The sequence below is a fragment of the Nocardia sputi genome, from assembly GCF_023501985.1.
The window spans coordinates 18,660-35,961 of sequence record NZ_JAMFLC010000014.1 but is presented as its reverse complement, the minus strand read 5'-3'; the positions used below and the strand labels follow the sequence as shown (position 1 = coordinate 35,961).

Here is a 17,302-nt window from a genome sequence, read left to right as displayed (position 1 = left end):
CGACGGCTCGCTGGGAGAACCCGCGCGCGGTTCGTCGGCGCCCGCGGCGTCCTTCCGCGCAACGCTCGGACCCAGGGAGGACGCGCGCGGCGTGGACAGCGGATGGTCAGGAAAGCACGTCGGCGAGCCGGTCGATCTGATCGGCATCGCGTCCGTAGCAATAGAACATCACCTCGTCCGCGCCGAGATCGCCGAATTCGGCGACGGTCGTGCGGATCTGCGCGGGCGTGGTGAGCATGCCGGCGAGCATGCCTTCGGTGTAGTCGCTGAACTCGTAGTAGGCGCCCATCGACGCGCGGGCGTCTTCGATCACCTCGTCGGGGCCGAGGGCCACATTGACCTGGGCGACGATTCTCGGCGCACCCGGCCGGCCGTTGTTCGTCCAGGAGCGGCGCACGGTGTCGAAAAGCTTGCCGGCCCAGGAAGGCGGTGCGGCGGCGAGGAAGCCTCCGCCGCACCGGCCGACGCGTTCGAGTGCGGCGGGCTGGAAACCACCGAACAGGATCTCGGGTCCTTCCAGCCGCAGCGGCGCGGGGCCGATCGGCCCGCACTCGGCGCTGAAAGGCTGCCCGGACCACAGGCGCCGCATAAGCGCGAGTTGCTCATCGAGGCGGCGGCCGCGGGTACGCAGGTCGGTACCCGAGGCGATGTGGTCGTCGGCGCGGCCGCCGACGCCGAGGCCGAGCACCAGACGTCCGCCGGACATGCGGTCCAGCGTGGCGACCTGTTTCGCCAGCAGCACCGGGTCGCGCAGCGGCGCGAGCAGCACTTCGGTCTGGATCTTGACTCGGGTGGTCGCACCGGCGATCGAGGCCAGCGCGATCAGCGGTTCGGGATTGTCGTAGACCAGCCGGTCCAGTAGGCCGAGCGTGCGGAACGGCCCCGCGTCCGCGCGCCGGGCCCAGTCGAGCAGGGCGGCGGGGTCGGAGATGGGCAGGCCGAGACCGACGTGCATGGGATCCTCCAGAAAACAAACGGAATGGGAACGGTGCCGCCCGCCGACACCTCGCTGCGAGGCGGGCGTCCCACTCTGCGGCTGTACTTCTGGGGAGCGCCGGATCGGTGTCCTGAACGAACAATGTTCGTTCGGGAGATCAACTTAAACGAACACCGTTCGTCATGCAAGCGTCCCCGCTGCTCGGCGGGAGTACGAGCGGTCGGACGCGGTCGGTACGCTGGCCCGGGGCGATCATCGGGTTGCCCCCGCAAGACACGGAAGGATCCATGTCCAACCTGATCAATCTCGAACAGGTCCACAAGAGCTTCGGGATCAAGCCGCTGCTGGACAACGTTTCGCTCGGCGTGCACGCGGGCGAGCGGATCGGTGTCGTCGGCCTCAACGGCGGCGGCAAGACCACCCTGCTCGAGGTGCTCACCGGCATCGAGGAACCGGACAGCGGCCGGGTCAGTAGGCTCGGCGGCCTGCGCATGGCCGTGGTGACCCAGCGTGGCGTGCTGCCCGCGGGCGCGACGGTCGGTTCGGTGGTGCTGGCAGGCTTGGCCGACGACGCCATGACCGACGAGGTCGCCGAACACGAATGGGCCGCCGACTCGCGCATCCGCTCGGTGATGGAGGGCATCGGCATCGCCGATCTCGGCTTGGACTCGTCGGTGGACAATCTCTCCGGCGGTGAACGCCGCCGGGTCGCGCTCGCCGCCGCGCTGGTGCGTGAACTCGACCTGCTGGTGCTGGACGAGCCCACCAACCACCTCGACGTGGAGGGCGTGCAGTGGCTGGCCGCGCATCTGCTGAGCCGCCGCAGCGCGCTGGTCGTGGTGACCCACGACCGCTGGTTCCTCGACACCGTCGCCACCAACACCTGGGAAGTGGTCGGCGGCAAGGTCGAAAGCTACGAGGGCGGCTACGGCGACTGGATCTTCGCGCGCGCCGAGCGCGCCCGCCAGGCGGACGCGTCGGAGGCCCGGCGGCGCAATCTTGCCCGCAAGGAGCTGGCCTGGCTGCGGCGTGGCCCTCAGGCGCGCACCTCCAAGCCGCGCTACCGGGTCGAAGCCGCGGAAGCCTTGATCGCCGACGTGCCGCCGCCGCGCGACAGCGTCTCGCTGGCCGCCTTCGCCCGCAAGCGCCTCGGCCGCGTCGTCGTCGAACTCGAGGACGCCACGCTCACCACGCCGGACGGCCGCGAACTCGTGCGGGACCTGACCTGGCGGCTGGCGCCGGGCGAGCGTGTCGGCTTGGTGGGCGTCAATGGTTCGGGCAAGACGACGCTGCTGCGCGCCCTGGCCGGAGACACCGGCGCGAACGGCTCGATACTGGCCTCGGGCAAGCGCGTCCAAGGCCAGACCGTCCAGATCGGCTGGCTACGCCAGGAGCTCGACGATCTGCCGACCGACCTGCGCGTACTGGAGGCGGTGCAGCAGGTGGCGCAGCGGATCATGCTGGGCGACAAGGAGATCTCGGCGGGGCAGCTGGCCGAGCGGCTCGGCTTCACGCCCGCCCGCCAGCGCACGCCGGTCGGCGACCTGTCCGGTGGCGAGCGCAGGCGCCTGCAGCTCACCCGCATCCTCATGTCCCAGCCGAACGTGCTGCTGCTCGACGAGCCGACCAACGACCTGGACATCGACACCCTCCAGCAACTGGAGGACCTGCTCGACAACTGGGCGGGGACACTGGTCGTGATCAGTCACGACCGGTACCTCATCGAGCGGATCTGCGACTCGACGTGGGCTCTGTTCGGCGACGGCAAACTCACGAACCTGCCCGGCGGCATCGAGGAATATCTCACCAGGCGCGCGTCCCTCACCGAAAACCGGACCCGCGCCGGCGCGCCGGAGGCCAAACCCGCCGATGCTTCGGCCACCGATTCCGCGACCTACCGCGCGGCCCGTAAGGAGCTGACCCGCCTGGAGCGCGCCATCGACAAGTTGTCCGATCGCGAGCAGCGTTTGCACGCCGCGCTCGCCGACGCGGCCACCGATCCGGACAAGCTGGTTACGCTGGGCGCGGAGTTGAAGCAGGTGCTCGCGGAGAAGGAAACGGCCGAGGAGCGCTGGCTGGAGCTGGCCGACGGCGTGTGAGCCGCCTTGCGCCGTATACCCTTAGGGGGTATCTTTCGTATTGGAGATACCCCCCGCCCGTATTGAACAGGATGTGAAGGAGTCGGACATGCCCATCACCACTTACACCGTCACGGGGATGACCTGCGGGCACTGCGTCAGCTCCGTCAAGACCGAGATCGGCAAGATCGACGGCGTGACCAGCGTCGACGTCGACCTCGCCAGCGGCGCGGTCCGCGTCGACAGCACCGCGCCGATCGCCACCGCCGACATCGTCGCCGCCGTCGACGAGGCCGGCTACGAAGTCGCCGTCTGACCCGGTCTTCGCACACCCGCGTGGCTCCCCGCACATGAACATGCGGGGAGCCACTGCCGTAAGCGAAGGGCTATGCCTGAGCGGCCAAGCGGACGAAGGCGGCCGTATCGAGGGTCTCGCCGCGGGCGGTGGGAGCGATGCCCGCCGCGAGCAGGCGGCGCTCGGCTTCGGCGGGTGAGCCCGCCCACGTGGCGAGGGCCGCGCGCAGGGTCTTGCGGCGCTGCGCGAACGCCGCGTCGACGACCGCGAAGACACGTCGGCGGTGCTCGGCGTCCATCGGCCACGGCGACTCCGCGAAGCGATCGACCCGGACCAGCCCCGACTCGACGCGCGGAACCGGCCAGAACACCTGAGTGCCGACCGCACCCGCGCGCCGGACAGTCCCATAGAAGCCCGCTTTCACACTGGGCACACCGTAGGTGCGGCTGCCGGGTTCGGCGGCCAGGCGATCGGCCACTTCGGCCTGCACCATCACCAGAGCGACCGCGATACCGGGCAACTCGCCGAGCAGATGCAGCAGCACCGGCACCGCCACGTTGTACGGGAGATTGGCCACCAGCGCGGTCGGGGCGGCGGGCAGATCCGCGGCGGCGACGCGCAACGCGTCCGCCTCGACCACCGACAGGCGCTGCGCCAACTCGGGGGCGCGGTCGGCGACGGTCACCGGAAGGTGCCGCGCTAGTACCGGATCGATCTCGACCGCGACCACCGAGTCCACCACGTCCAGCAGCGCGAGGGTCAGTGACCCGAGACCGGGCCCGACCTCCAGCACGACATCCCCGCGCCCCACTCCGGCGGCCGCGACGATCCGTCGCACCGTGTTCGCGTCGTGCACGAAATTCTGTCCGAGTTGCTTGGTCGGCCGCACCCCGAACCGTTCGGCCAGCACCCGCACCTCGGCGGGCCCGAGCAGCGCAGCGCTCCCACGAGCGGAGATTTCAGGTTCGGACACCTCGAGAATCTATCAACCGCGGGATCGGCCGGGCCGCGATGTCTCCCCCGCCAGGTGGACACCGGACTCATGCCGACCTCCGAGCAGCGCCGCGCCCGGCGAGAATCGATGGGTACCGACCACAGCCGCCGGAGGCCGGGAGCCGTTTCATCGATACGTTCGGCGCGACGGAGTCGGCGACTTCGACGACGAGCCGGTCGTGTACCGCACCCGGTCAGCGCGCCGATTCACGCTCGCCGGTCTGCTCCGCACGCGATGCCCGGGGGCCCCAGGTCCCGCGTCAGTTGATGCCGAGCCGGCCGGTGCACGCGGGCCAAGCGCCCCAGCCCTGCCGCTGCCTGGTGATCTCGGCGATGGCGATCTGCTCTTCCCTGGTGGCCAGGTCGGCGCGGGGGGCATAGCGCAGGCCGCCCTGCCGCTCCCAGGTGCCCTGATCGAACTGCACGCCGCCGTAGTAACCGTTGCCGGTGTTGATCGACCAGTTGCCGGTCGATTCACAACGCGCGAGCGCGTCCCAGATCGCGCCGTCGCGCACCGGCGGCACCTCGGTGCCCGGCTTGGCGCCCTTCCGGACGGTCTTCGGCTCCGCCGCGACGGTCACCGTCGTGGCGACCGGTTTACGGTCCACTTCCTGACCGTTGACCATGGTGACCGCGAACGTGACGTTCTGGACGCCGGGCGAGCCGGGTGATTCCACCACCGTGCGGCTCATGTTCAGGGTCGGGTCCTCGATGACGTTCTCCGGCGGATCCAGCGGCAGCGTCTCGGTGTGCTGTTCGACCCGCTTGCGCGTCACGGTGATGCGCAGATTGTTCGTCAACGGGGTGGACGCGTCCGGTTCGACGGAGTCCTGCTCGATCAGCGGGATGCCCGTCACCTTCAGGAATTCGCCGACGGTCGGCGCCGCGGCGCGCACGTCCACGGGATTGCCGAGGCCGTCGAGCAGCGAGACCATGCGCGGAGTCGCGATCAACAGCGCGGCGCCCTGCAGCGGGAGCCGCTCGTCGCGCGCGGGTGAGACGTACACCTCTTTCGGGATCTTCAACTGCTCGAGCGCTTCACCCGCGGTCACCCCGGTGGTCCACACCTTCTGCGTCATCCCGTCCACGGACAGAGCGACTTCGCGCGCGCGGTTGAGCGTGATGGTGGCGCCGTCGGCGATGCGCGCGGCCAGGGCGGGGGCCACCTTGTCCCGCTCCGTCACGGCGAAACCCGCGGCCTTCAGTACGCCACGCACGTCCGGCGACATCGTGGTCTGGAACAGCTTCTCGCCGTCCACCACGACGGTGACCGTCTTGCGATTCATGATCGCGAGACCGGCGCCGACGATCAACGTCAGCAGCAACGCGCCGACCGCGATGTGCAGCAGCGGCGAACGCGACTGGTTGATCCGCGTGAAGGGGGACATGGTCACAGCACGATAACGAGAGGGTCGGGCGCCGACAACAGCAAGCTCAGGAACAGCGCCTTTTCAATATCACGATCAAATATCGACAGCGCAGGTAAATCACGAAACGACATACCAAAAGTGACTTAGGACACATTTCGCATACCTAGCCCCCGTGCGGGCATTCGACAGTGCCCTTGCGGATACGCGCGCCTCCGGCGCCTCGCTCAGATGCGGTAGACGCGACGGGCGTTGGCGGTGGTGATCTTCGCCAGTTCCAGTGGATCCTGCTCGCGCAACTCGGCCAGCGCTCGCACGGTGTACGGCAGGCAGTACGGCTCGTTCGGCGCTCCACGGAACGGGTGCGGGGTCAGATACGGCGCATCCGTCTCGACCAGGATCTGATCGTCGGGCACGACCTTGGCCGCTTCCCGCAACTCGTGCGCGTTCTTGAAACTCACCGTCCCGGAGAAACTGAGGATGTACCCCTCGGCCACGCACGACAGCGCCATGTTCGTGTCCGAGGAGAAACAGTGGAAGATCACGCTGTCGGGCGCGCCCTCGTCCAGCAGTACGGTCAGCAGGTCGTGGTCGGCCTCGCGATTGTGGATCATGAGCGGCTTGCGGACCCGCTTGGCCAGGTCGATGTGCCAGCGGAAACCCTCGATCTGCGTCTCGATGTCGGCACAGCCGTCCAGCTTGCCCGGCCAGTAGTAATCGAGGCCGGTCTCGCCGACGGCGACCACCCTCGGATCCTCGGCCAAGCGCTCGAGTTCGGCCTTCGCGTCGTCGTCGAGCGCGTTCGCCCTGGTCGGGTGCAGCGCGACGGCGGCGAACACGCGCTCGTCCCAGTGCGCGGCCCGCACCGCCCACCGCGCGGCGGCCAAGTCGTCGGCAACGGTGACCACCCGGCCGACCCCGACCGAAGCGGCGCGGTCCACGATCGCCGCGGTGGAGGCCGCGTCGGTCGCGCCGCAGGCGTCCAGGTGGGTGTGCGCGTCCACGATCGGCGACAGCGGCTCGGGCAACTCCGGCGCGGGACGTCCGGCGCTCATCAGCGGTCCCCGCGCGGCGCGGACACGAGGACCCGCGAATCGGCGACGGGCATATTCACGCGAGCGGAAGAATGCACGCGCATTACAGTAGACACACCATGAGCGAAGCTGACCGCCCCGCCTTCTACATCACCACGGCCATCGCCTATCCCAACGGCGCGCCGCATATCGGGCATGCGTACGAGTACATCTCCGCCGACGCCATCGCCCGTTTCAAGCGCCTCGACGGCTACGACGTGTTCTTCATGACCGGCACCGACGAGCACGGCCAGAAGATGCAGCAGGCCGCGGCCGCCGAGGGCATCCCGGTGGAAGAGCTCGCGGCCCGCAACTCCGATGTGTTCGAGGCGCTGGACAAGACGCTCGACATCTCCTTCGATCGGTTCATCCGCACCACCGATGCCGATCACCGGGAGGCCTGCGCCGCCATCTGGGAGCGGATGCTGGCCAGTGGCGACATCTACCTGGGCAACTACTCGGGGTGGTACTCGGTGCGGGACGAGGCGTTCTACACCGACGAGGAGACCACGGTGCTCGAGGACGGCACCCGCATCTCCACCGAATCCAAGACGCCGGTCACCTGGACCGAGGAGTCGAACTACTTCTTCCGGCTGTCGGCCTACCAGGACAAGCTGCTGGCGCTCTACGAGGAGCACCCGGAATTCATCGGGCCCGCGACCCGGCGCAACGAGATCGTCAGCTACGTCAAGGCGGGTCTGAAGGACCTGTCCATCTCGCGTACCACCTTCGATTGGGGCGTGCCGGTGCCTGGCCACCCGGATCACGTCATGTACGTGTGGGTGGACGCGCTGACCAACTACATCACCGGCGTCGGCTTCCCGGATACCGATTCCGCCGCGTTCGGCAAGTTCTGGCCCGCCGACGTGCACATCATCGGCAAGGACATCACGCGGTTCCACACGGTGTACTGGCCCGCGTTCCTGCTGTCGGCGGGTGTGGAGCTGCCGAAACGCGTGTTCGTGCACGGGTTCCTGTACAACAAGGGCGAGAAGATGTCCAAGTCGGTCGGCAACGTGGTCGACCCGCTGGAACTGGTCGAGAACTACGGCTTGGACGCGGTGCGCTTCTTCTTGCTGCGCGAGATCTCCTACGGCCAGGACGGCAGCTACAGCCACGAGGCCATCGTGAGCCGGATCAACAGCGATCTGGCCAACGAGTTCGGCAACCTCGTGCAGCGCAGCACCAAGCTGGTCGCGCGCGACTGCGGCGGCGTGGTGCCCACTCCCGGCGAGTTCACCGAGGACGACCGCGCCCTGCTCGATCTGGCGGGTGGTCTGCTGGAGCGCTGCCGCGCCGAATTCGACGCGCAGCAGATGCATCTGGCGCTGGAGGCGATCTGGCTGACGCTGGGCGAGACGAACAGGTACTTCTCCGCGCAGGCGCCCTGGGCGCTGGCGAAGTCCGGCACGCCGGATGATCTCGCGCGCGAGGCCACCGTGCTGTACGTAACGCTGGAGGTGCTGCGCGTGGTCGCGATCCTGGTGCAGCCGGTGATACCGGGGTCGGCGGAGCGCATCCTCGACCAGCTGGGTCAACAGAGCCGGACGTTCGCCGATATCGCGACGCCGATCGAGCCCGGTGTGGCGTTGCCCGCACCCGAACCGGTGTTCCCGAAGTACATCGAACCGAAGGACTGACTGTTCCGGCCCGCCCGCCGGTGGGCCGGAACCATAAGGCGCACAACGGTTTCGCGGTGTCACCCGAAGGCCTGCCCACGGGTGGGTCCACCTGCCTTCCCGCCGTGTAATGCGTTGTCGGATAATGAAACACCGGTTCGCGGCCCCCTGCGACGGCCCAGAACCGTGTGCGATCGGTACGACGACGTTCCGTTCGGGATCGGTTCCGGCACAGAGAGGGCACACATGGGCCAGCACCACGCGGCGACATCCGTTCAGCGGTCCGGATTCGCCGAGCGGCATCGGGTGGCACGCGAAGCCGTGCTCACGTCGCAACGCGGCAGGCTGGTCGAGGCCATGGTGGAGTCCGTGGACAACAAGGGCTACCCGGCGACCACACTCACCGACATCGTGGCCCGAGCCCGCGTCTCGCGCACCACCTTCTACGACCATTTCGCCAACAAAGAGGAGTGCTTCGCCGAAGCGGTGCACACCGGGGTCGACATCATGGCGACTCGGATCGCGGACGAACTGGCCCAACTGCCGCCGGACGCCGACGCCTACGCCAAGATCGAGTCCATCGTGGTCACCTTCTGCCAGACCGTCGCCACCGAGCCGGATTTCGCCCGGCTGGTGCTGGTGGAGTCGTTCAAGGTGAACCAGGCCGCCGTCGGCTACCGCGACCTGGCCGTCGACCGCTTCGCGCAGCTGTATCGGGTGTTCTACGACCAGGCCCGCGCGGCGGACCCGACGCTTCCGGAACTGTCCGACGGACTGATCGCCCTGATCCCGGACGCGATCGGCGAGCGGACGCGCCGCGTGATCGTCGCCGAAGGGCCGGCTCGGGTGCCGGATCTGGCGCCGCTGTTCGTTCAGTTCGTCATGAGCGCGCTAGGGCTGCCCGTTCCCTCCTGAACACCGCCGGCCGGTTCACCGCCCGCACACGAACGACTCGGTCCACCGTGCGAGGCCGAGCTCACCGCCGTACCGGTGGGCTCGGCCTCCGGTCGCGGACCTGCCACAAGGACGAGCCCGTCCCCGGTCTCACTTCCAGCGATCGAGGAGGGTATTGACCTCCCTGGTCAGCGCGGCCTGCAAGTAAGGGCCGAAAGTGATCCGCGCGACGCCCTGGTCGGCGAGGGCCGCCTTGTCGGCTTGATCCGGCTGGACCGTGGCGCTGACCGGCAGCGGCAGTTCGGCGGTCAGGCGGCGCAGGTCGGCCTCGGCGTGGCGGCCCACCGGAAACAACACGTCCGCGCCAGCCTCGGCGGCCAGCCGCAAGCGCTCGATCGCGCGGTCGACCCGATCGGCGTCGTCGCCGTCCTTGCGCAGGAACAGATCGGTGCGCGCGTTGACCACCACGTGCACGCCCGCTTTGTCGGCGGACTCGCGCAATCCGCGCACGAGGTCGGCGTGTTCCTGCGCCGCGCGCAGGCGCCTGCCCTCGCTGTGCACGGTGTCCTCGATGTTCAGTCCGATCGCCCCCGCCTCGAGCAAGCCCTCGATCAGCCGCGCGGGTTCCAGTCCGTATCCCGACTCGATGTCGACCGACACCGGTACGTCCACCGCCGCCGTGATCTGGCCTACCCGGGCCAGGGACTCTTCGAACGTCATCCCTTCCCCGTCCCCGCGGCCGATCGATTCGGCGAGCGGATGACTACCGACCGTCAAGGCCGGAAAACCCGCCTCCACAGCCACTTTCGCGGACCAGGCATCCCACACCGTCGGGAAGACTCCCGGATCCCCGGGCACGTGCAACCCGAGAAACGTCGTGGCCTTGCTCTCCAGAGATGTCATACCGACGATCTTGCCCGCCGCCGCACCCTTGGTCGACCACCCACGGCGGAGCGAAATTTCACACCCGGTCGACGCGCGGCGCGTACCGGCTAGGACGTGCGGCGCGCGGTGAGAACCGCATCGTAGAGTTCGCGGCGGGAGACGGCGTGTGCGGCGGCGACCTCGGCGCAGGCATCCTTGAGGCGCAGGCCGGTCGCGGTGAGGGTTTCGACGTCCCCGACCAGGTCCGAGGGGTCGGCGGAGGCGGGCTCACCGCCGGCGAGGACCACCGTGATCTCGCCACGCGCGCCCTCGACGGCCCAAGCGGCCAGTTCGGCCAGGGTGCCGCGAACCACTTCCTCGTAGGTCTTGGTCAGTTCCCGGCACACGGCGGCGCGGCGGTCCGGGCCGAGGACCTCCACCGCGTCGGCCAGGCAGTCGGCGAGCCGATGTGGCGCCTCGAAGAAGACGCAGGCGCGCGGTTCGGCGATCAAGGTCCGCAACCACTCCCGGCGCTGGCCGGATTTGCGCGGCGGGAATCCGTCGAAGCAGAACCGTTCCACCGGCAACGCCGACAGCGCCAGGGCCGTGGTCACCGCCGAAGGGCCGGGCAGGCAGGTCACCGCCAAGTCGCGCTCGACGCACGCCGCCACCATGCGGTAGCCCGGGTCGCTCACCGACGGCATGCCCGCGTCGGTCACCAGCAGCACCGTGCGCCCGCCCGCGATCTCGTCGAGCAGCATCGGGATCCGCGCGGTCTCGACGTGATCGTAGAAGCTGACCACCCGGCCCGACAGCTCCACGCCGAGCGCCTTGGCCAGCGACCTGGTCCGCCGCGTGTCCTCGGCGGCCACCACGTCCGCTGTGGACAGGGCATCGCGCAGGCGCTGCGAGGCATCCCCGACGTCGCCCATCGGTGTCGCCGCCAGCACGAGCCTGCCCCCTGCCACCTGCGTCACCACACTCCTGTCCACGTCGAGCACATCCATCGAGCAGCGTATCGGCCCGGCCACGGGAACCGACCGGCACACCGGGGAACTCCACAACTCAGGCGGATTCGACGGTGAGCCGGACGCACCCAACTGGTACGGCCTGAATTACCACCGTGGCGCGACAGCATACGATCGGGGCGTGACCCAGGTGACCGACCAGCGCGCGACCGCACGGTTCGGAACCGTGCCCTCCTGGTCGAGTCCGGGACCGCTGCGGCCGCCGCCCGACTTCGGCCCGGCCGATCGCCTGCGCGGCTGGCTGGTGACGGCGTTCCTCACCGCGATCGCCGCGGTCACGCGCTTCACGATGCTCAACTACCCGACCGACGCGGGCACACCGGTGTTCGACGAGAAGCACTACGCCCCGCAGGCCTGGCAGATGCTCACCGGCGGCTGGGTGGAGGACAACCCCGGCTACGGGCTGGTGGTGCATCCCCCGGTCGGCAAGCAACTCATCGCGGTCGGCGAGGCGATGTTCGGCTACAACGGCTGGGGCTGGCGCTTCACCGCCGCTCTCGCCGGAACCGTGCTGGTGCTGCTGGTGATCCGGATCGTGCGCCGGATGGCGCGCTCCACCCTGATCGGCGCGATCGCGGGCATCCTGCTGATCGCCGACGGGCTCACCTTCGTCTCCTCGCGTATCGGCATGCTCGACATCTTCATGGCGCTGTTCGTCACCGCCGCCTTCGGCTGCCTGATCGTCGACCGCGACGAGATGCGCGCCCGGCTCGCGCGCGCGGACATCAAGGGCCGGATCGGCGTGACGGACTCCGGACCCCGCCTCGGGGTGCGCTGGTGGCGTTTCGGCGCGGGCGTGCTGCTCGGCCTGGCCTGCGGAACCAAATGGTCCGGCATCTATTTCATCGCGGCCTTCGGCCTGATGAGCGTCTACTTCGACCTCTCGGCGCGGCGGACGTACGGGGTGCGCCGCCCCTGGCTCGGCGTGGCGCTGCGCGATATCGGGCCCGCGCTCTACGCACTGGTGCTCGTGCCGCTCGGCGTCTACCTGGCGAGCTATTGGGCCTGGTTCGCGAGCGAGACCGGCGTGTACCGGCACATGCCGGGCAATCCGTCGGCGCCGACCGACCCGATCGGTACCGGCGGATTCTGGTCACATGTGGCGCCGGACGCGCTGCGCTCGCTCTGGTACTTCAACGCCAGGTCGCTGGAATTCCACACCGAGCTCACCAATTCGGCGGGCAACCATCACCCCTGGGAATCCAAACCCTGGACCTGGCCCATGGGCCTGCGCCCGATGTTGTACTACTACGCCGACAGCGGGGTCACCGGTTGCGGGCAGACCCAGTGCGTGAAGGCCGTGATGCTGATCGGGACGCCGGCCATCTGGTGGGTCGCGGGTCCGGTACTGGCCTGGATGCTGTGGCGCACCGTGGTCCGCCGCGACTGGCGCTACGGCGCGGTGCTGGTCGGCTACGGCGCCGCGCTGCTGCCCTGGTTCGCCACCCTCGACCGGCAGATGTATTACTTCTACGCCGTCCCGATGGCCCCGTTCCTGGTGATGGGCGTGGCGCTCGCGCTCGGCGACGTGCTGGGCCCGGCGCGCCCCTCCACCATTCCGCGCAGCCCCGCCGGGACCTACCTGCCCGCCCCACCGAACGAACGACGCAGTCTCGGACTGCTCGCGGTCTGTCTCTACCTGGGTCTGGTGATCGCCAACTTCATCTGGCTCTGGCCGATTCTCACCGCCCTGCCGATCACCCCGGGCAACTGGCACGACCACCTCTGGCTGCCCAGCTGGAGGTGAGGCGTGGTCAGCCTTCGAGGGCCGCTCGCACGTATCGCAGCGCGGCGGCGTCGTCCAATCCCAGCCTGCGCACCGTCGCGACGTATGCGGTGGCCGCGCGGCCCGCTACGTCCCTGGTCGGGTCACCGGACGACGCGATGAAGGACCCCTGCCTGCCCCGCGTTTCGACCACTCCGTCGGCCTCCAGCTCACGGTAGGCCCGCGCGACCGTGTTCGGGGCCAAGCCGAGTTGGGCGGCAAGGGCGCGGACGGTCGGGATCTTGGTTCCGGCGGTCAGCTCGCCGGAACGCACCTGGGCGATGACGCCGAGGCGCAACTGCTCGTAGGGCGGCACCGGCGATTCGTGGGAGACCGTGATGGTGAACATGGCGGGCTCACACGTCGTCTCGGGACAGCGGGCAGGACAGGCAACGAGGTCCGCCGCGGCCGGAGCCCAATTCGGACCCGGGAATGCGCAGCACCTCGATCCCGGCGTCCTCGAGTCTGGCGTTGGTCATCTCGTTGCGCTCGTAGGCGACCACCACGCCGGGAGCCAGCGCAAGGGTGTTGTTGCCGTCGTCCCACTGCTCGCGTTCGGCGGTGACCCCGTCCAGGCCGGTGTCGATCACCCGCAGCTTGTCGATGCCCATCGCCTCGGCGGCCGCGGGCAGGAACGGGTCGGGCCCGCGCATGCTGACCCGGCCGCTGCCGAGCCGGCCGCCGTAGTCGTCCTCCTTGCGAATCGTGAAAGCGCACAGCGACTCACGCACCGCGGGGTACATCACGACGGCGTCGGCGTCGACCATGGTGCACACCGTGTCCAGGTGCATGGTCGCGCGCGTCTGCGCGATCGGCAGCACCAGTACGGTGTGGGCCAGGTCGTCGTCGAACAGGCTGCGCGCCAACGCTTCCGCGCCCGCGGGCGAGGTGCGCTCGCCGACGCCCACCGCCACCACGCCCTCCGACAGCAGCAGCACGTCACCGCCCTCGATCGGCGCGGTATGCGATTCGTAGGCGCGGCGCACCCCGAGGAAACGGGGATGGAAGGCGTAGATGAGGTCGGTCAGCGAGGTCTCCCTGCTGCGGGCGGGCAGCGCGAGCGAGGTGATCGCGACACGCGGACCGACCCAGAACGACGAGTCCCTGGTGAACAGCAGATTGGGCAGCGGGTCGATGACGAAGTCGCCGCCGTGGTGCATGCGGCGGACCAGCGAGGTGGCGTCGGGCCCGAACGGCAATTCGTCGAATGTCATGCCCGCCATGAGGATCTCGGCCAGTTCCGCGGCGGGCACGCCGCGCAGGAATGCGGCCAGCTCGTCGGCCAGGGCGTGCCCGAGCCTGCGCGCGTCGACCGCGGCGGAAATGCCCTGGACGCGGGCCGCGCCGCTGACCGCGAGCGTTTCGGCGAGCAGGTCGGACAACAACAGCACCTCGGTGCCGCGCCCGCGCAGCACCTCGGCGAAGGTGTCGTGCTCCTGCTGGGCGCGCTCCACCCACGGGATGCCGTCGAACAGCAGCTGATCGTTGTTGCGCGGGGTGAGCCTGCGCAGCTCGCTGCCGGGACGGTGCAGCAGCACCGTACGCAGCGCGCCGACTTCGGACGTCACGGCAAAACGCGCACCCTCCCGCGCGGACACAGCATCTGCTCCCATGATCAGACCGTAGTGCGCCGCGGCCCGGAGAGCACGGAATTCCTCGGCTTCGAATGCCGACCGGTCCGCGATCCCCCGAATCCGGTCCCCGACACCCTAACCTGAAGTATTGTTGAGGTGAGTAGGGAGGAGCGTGCATGTCGACAGCAGCCGATTGGCGGGCGAAAGAGCTGACCCCGGGGCAGCTTTCCGAGCGTAGTGGAGTGGCGGTCTCCGCGTTGCACTTCTACGAACGGGAAGGACTGATCACGAGTAGACGCACCAGCGGGAACCAGCGCAGATACGCCCGCGAGACCCTGCGCCGCGTGGCGTTCATCCGCATCTCCCAGCGCGTCGGCATACCGCTGAGCGAGATCCGGGCAGCCCTCGATCAGCTACCCGAGGGGCGCACTCCGACCCGGCGCGACTGGGAGACGCTGTCGACCGCGTGGCGCGCCGACCTCGATGACCGGATCACCCAGCTGATCCGCCTGCGCGACAGCCTCACCGGTTGCATCGGCTGCGGCTGCCTGTCGCTGGGCACCTGCCGCCTGGTCAACGAGCACGACCGGCTCGGCGCCGAGGGACCCGGCGCGCGCGTGCTCGACGTGCATCTCAACTGCCCGTCGAAGCCAGCAGCCTGCTGAACCGCGCGCTGGTGCGGCGCATCACGAACTCGTAGGGGAAGGCGAATTTGCGCGCCCACCAGTAACCGAATCGGATGTCGAACGAGCTGTAGACCAGGAACCGGTTGCGTTCGATCCCGCGCAGGATCGCCGTCGCCACCTTCTCCGGCGGCACCGCGTGCTCGGCGAAGGCCGCGGTGAGCCGCTTGATCTTCGGGTCCTCCTTGTCCACCCCGACCAGCTCGACGCTGCGTACCAGCGGCGTGTTCACCGCGCCCGGCGCCACCAGGTGCACCGTGATGCCGTGTTGCGCCAGATCGAAGCGCAGGACCTCCGACACGCCACGAATGCCGTATTTGCCCGCGCTGTATGCCGCGTGCCACGGCAAGGCGAGCAGACCCGCCGCGGAGGACACGTTCACCAGCGCGCCACCCTTGCCCGCGCGCACCATCGGCGGCACGAAGGTCTCGATGACGTGGATCGGGCCCATGAGATTGACCTCCACCATGCGCCGCCAGTGCTTGTGCTCCAGGTTCTCCACCGTCCCCCAGACCGACGTGCCCGCGATGTTCATGACGACGTCCAGGCTGCCGAGTTCGGCGTGCACCCGATCGGCGAAGGCGCGCACCGCGTCGTAGTCGGTGATATCCAGCGCTTCCGCCAGGGCGACGCGGCCGCCCGCGGCGCGGATGTCGGTCACCGTGGCGTCCAGGCCTTCGGCATCGATGTCGGTGAGCACCAGTTCGGCGCCGTCCGCCGCGGCGGCCATGGCGGTGGCCCGGCCTATGCCGCTGGCGGCACCGGTGACCAGAACCTTCCCCTCGCGCACCGTCGTTCGACCCGCTCGCCCGCGACTTCTACCCAGCACTGCGCATCCCATCTCGAATCGCCGAATCGGTTTCCCGCAGGGTAGTCCAGGCGACGGTCTCCGACCGCAACGCCGTTACCGCCCGAGCACCGCGAGCATGCCCGCGACGGCGCGCGGCCAGGTGAACTGCTCGGCGCGGCTGCGTGCGGCTCGGCGCCGACCGGCCTGCGGCATGGCCAGCACGTCGCTGACCGCCTGCGCGAAAGCGGACGGATGATCGGCGGCCACCGCGCCGCAGTCGGTGGTCACGATGTCGGCCAGCGCCGAGGATCGGCTGGCCACCACGGGTGTGCCTGCCGCTAGCGCTTCCAGAGCGGCGAGTCCGAAGGTCTCGTGCGGGCCCGGCGCCAGCGAGACGTCCGCGGTGGCAAGCAGTTTGGCGACCATCTCGCGGTCGGAGATGAAACCGGTGAAGTGCACGGCGGGCACCCCGCCGGGCAGCGGAGCCAGCGCGCGAGCCCGCCGTTGCAGCGCGTCCCGGCGCGGCCCGTCCCCCGCGACGACCAACCGCGCCTCGATCCCGGCGTCGCGCAACGCGCCGACCGCCTCGATGCTGCGATCCACCCGCTTCTCGACCGACAACCGGCCGCAGTGCACCAGCAGCGGATGACCGGGCACGCCGAGATCGGCCCGCAGCCCGCGATCACGCCGGTCCGGGCGGAACAGCTCGAGGTCGACACCGAGCGGGACCAATTCGACGTTCGCCGCGCCGATGCGCTGGAACTCCTCGCGCGCGAACCGGGTGGTGCACACCACCATGTCGTAGTCGGTGGCGGTGCGCCGGTTGGCTACGTCGGCGCACCGGCGCGCCACCGGGCCGGGCAGCACCTGCCCCAGCAGCCGGTCGAGCCGCTCGTGCGAGATCATCACGCCGGTCACGTCGCGACGCCGCGCCCAGCGACCGAAGCCGCGCAGTGTCAGCCGGTCGGACACCTCGAGCACGTCGGGCCGCAATCCGTCCAGGACGTCGGCCACCCGGCGGGGATCCGCGGCACGGTAGCCCCCGGTCCACGGAATGGCCAGCGCGGGCAGCGTGATCCGCACGACCCCCGTGGGCAGGATCTCCTCCGATCGGCGCGGACCCGGCACGATCAGCACCACGTCGTGGCCTGCGGAGACATAGCCCTCGCCGAGGTGGTGCAGCGCCGTGCGCAGCCCACCCGAACGCGGACCGTAGAAGTTCGCAAGCTGAACTATGCGCACGTGGCCGATGTTGCAGCGGATCGGGTTACCGGCGACCAACGGTAGGTGAACGGCCGTGAAAGAAAAGGACAACCAGCCGCCCACCGGCGGATGCGGCCGT

At 69.4% G+C, this 17,302-nt stretch carries 16 protein-coding genes; 6 read left to right on the top strand and 10 right to left on the bottom strand.

Annotated elements, in window-relative coordinates; all coding sequences use genetic code 11:
• Positions 1–106: 106 nt before the first annotated feature.
• The gene (locus M8859_RS18505; RefSeq protein ID WP_195070944.1) at positions 107–955 is read right to left on the bottom strand and encodes an LLM class flavin-dependent oxidoreductase; all 849 of its coding nucleotides are present in this window, start codon (positions 953–955) and stop codon (positions 107–109) included.
• A gap of 269 nt (positions 956–1,224) precedes the next feature.
• Between M8859_RS18505 and M8859_RS18500 the strand changes: the two genes are divergently transcribed.
• Both M8859_RS18500 and M8859_RS18495 read left to right on the top strand, forming a co-directional pair.
• Positions 1,225–3,036, top strand: coding sequence for an ABC-F family ATP-binding cassette domain-containing protein (locus M8859_RS18500; RefSeq protein WP_159929226.1), 1,812 nt, complete (start codon positions 1,225–1,227; stop codon positions 3,034–3,036).
• Between the two features lie 88 nt (positions 3,037–3,124).
• Entirely contained in the window at positions 3,125–3,331 is a 207-nt protein-coding gene (locus tag M8859_RS18495) for a heavy-metal-associated domain-containing protein (protein WP_249644603.1), read from the top strand.
• Between the two features lie 70 nt (positions 3,332–3,401).
• Here M8859_RS18495 and rsmA read toward each other — a convergent pair whose 3' ends face one another.
• From rsmA to M8859_RS18480, 3 genes are all read right to left on the bottom strand, one after another.
• Positions 3,402–4,283, bottom strand: coding sequence for a 16S rRNA (adenine(1518)-N(6)/adenine(1519)-N(6))-dimethyltransferase RsmA (gene rsmA / locus M8859_RS18490; protein WP_159929230.1), 882 nt, complete (start codon positions 4,281–4,283; stop codon positions 3,402–3,404).
• A 280-nt stretch (positions 4,284–4,563) separates the two neighbouring features.
• Positions 4,564–5,691: a resuscitation-promoting factor gene (locus M8859_RS18485; RefSeq protein ID WP_159929232.1), complete on the bottom strand. Its 1,128-nt coding sequence runs from the start codon at positions 5,689–5,691 to the stop codon at positions 4,564–4,566.
• Positions 5,692–5,897: 206 nt separating this feature from the next.
• Positions 5,898–6,725, bottom strand: coding sequence for a TatD family hydrolase (locus M8859_RS18480; RefSeq protein WP_159929234.1), 828 nt, complete (start codon positions 6,723–6,725; stop codon positions 5,898–5,900).
• 71 nt (positions 6,726–6,796) lie between these two features.
• Between M8859_RS18480 and metG the strand changes: the two genes are divergently transcribed.
• Positions 6,797–8,383 (top strand): methionine--tRNA ligase, encoded by a 1,587-nt coding sequence (metG, locus tag M8859_RS18475; protein ID WP_255466280.1) that lies wholly within the window; start codon positions 6,797–6,799, stop codon positions 8,381–8,383.
• 225 nt (positions 8,384–8,608) lie between these two features.
• The gene (locus M8859_RS18470) at positions 8,609–9,277 is read left to right on the top strand and encodes a TetR/AcrR family transcriptional regulator (protein ID WP_159929238.1); all 669 of its coding nucleotides are present in this window, start codon (positions 8,609–8,611) and stop codon (positions 9,275–9,277) included.
• A gap of 129 nt (positions 9,278–9,406) precedes the next feature.
• Here the strand turns inward: M8859_RS18470 and M8859_RS18465 are convergent, their stop codons facing one another.
• Complete coding sequence (locus M8859_RS18465) at positions 9,407–10,159, bottom strand: isocitrate lyase/PEP mutase family protein (protein ID WP_159929240.1); 753 nt, start codon at positions 10,157–10,159, stop codon at positions 9,407–9,409.
• Positions 10,160–10,248: 89 nt separating this feature from the next.
• Complete coding sequence (gene rsmI, locus M8859_RS18460; RefSeq protein ID WP_159929242.1) at positions 10,249–11,127, bottom strand: 16S rRNA (cytidine(1402)-2'-O)-methyltransferase; 879 nt, start codon at positions 11,125–11,127, stop codon at positions 10,249–10,251.
• 142 nt (positions 11,128–11,269) lie between these two features.
• Between rsmI and M8859_RS18455 the strand changes: the two genes are divergently transcribed.
• Positions 11,270–12,895 (top strand): dolichyl-phosphate-mannose--protein mannosyltransferase, encoded by a 1,626-nt coding sequence (locus M8859_RS18455; RefSeq protein ID WP_195139772.1) that lies wholly within the window; start codon positions 11,270–11,272, stop codon positions 12,893–12,895.
• A 7-nt stretch (positions 12,896–12,902) separates the two neighbouring features.
• Here the strand turns inward: M8859_RS18455 and M8859_RS18450 are convergent, their stop codons facing one another.
• Positions 12,903–13,262 (bottom strand): GntR family transcriptional regulator, encoded by a 360-nt coding sequence (locus M8859_RS18450; protein WP_159929254.1) that lies wholly within the window; start codon positions 13,260–13,262, stop codon positions 12,903–12,905.
• 7 nt (positions 13,263–13,269) lie between these two features.
• Positions 13,270–14,526 carry an arginine deiminase gene (gene arcA / locus M8859_RS18445; RefSeq protein ID WP_249644602.1) on the bottom strand — a complete coding sequence of 419 codons (1,257 nt, stop codon included), beginning with the start codon at positions 14,524–14,526 and terminating at the stop codon, positions 13,270–13,272.
• A 137-nt stretch (positions 14,527–14,663) separates the two neighbouring features.
• On the opposite strand from arcA, the gene soxR reads away from it, so the two are divergent.
• Positions 14,664–15,152 (top strand): redox-sensitive transcriptional activator SoxR, encoded by a 489-nt coding sequence (soxR, locus tag M8859_RS18440; RefSeq protein WP_159929258.1) that lies wholly within the window; start codon positions 14,664–14,666, stop codon positions 15,150–15,152.
• Here the strand turns inward: soxR and M8859_RS18435 are convergent.
• Positions 15,121–16,011, bottom strand: coding sequence for an SDR family oxidoreductase (locus M8859_RS18435; protein ID WP_159929260.1), 891 nt, complete (start codon positions 16,009–16,011; stop codon positions 15,121–15,123). The two genes, soxR and M8859_RS18435, sit on opposite strands and share 32 nt — an antisense overlap.
• Positions 16,012–16,074: 63 nt before the next feature.
• Positions 16,075–17,202 (bottom strand): glycosyltransferase, encoded by a 1,128-nt coding sequence (locus M8859_RS18430; protein ID WP_195070941.1) that lies wholly within the window; start codon positions 17,200–17,202, stop codon positions 16,075–16,077.
• Between the last annotated feature and the right edge of the window lie 100 nt (positions 17,203–17,302).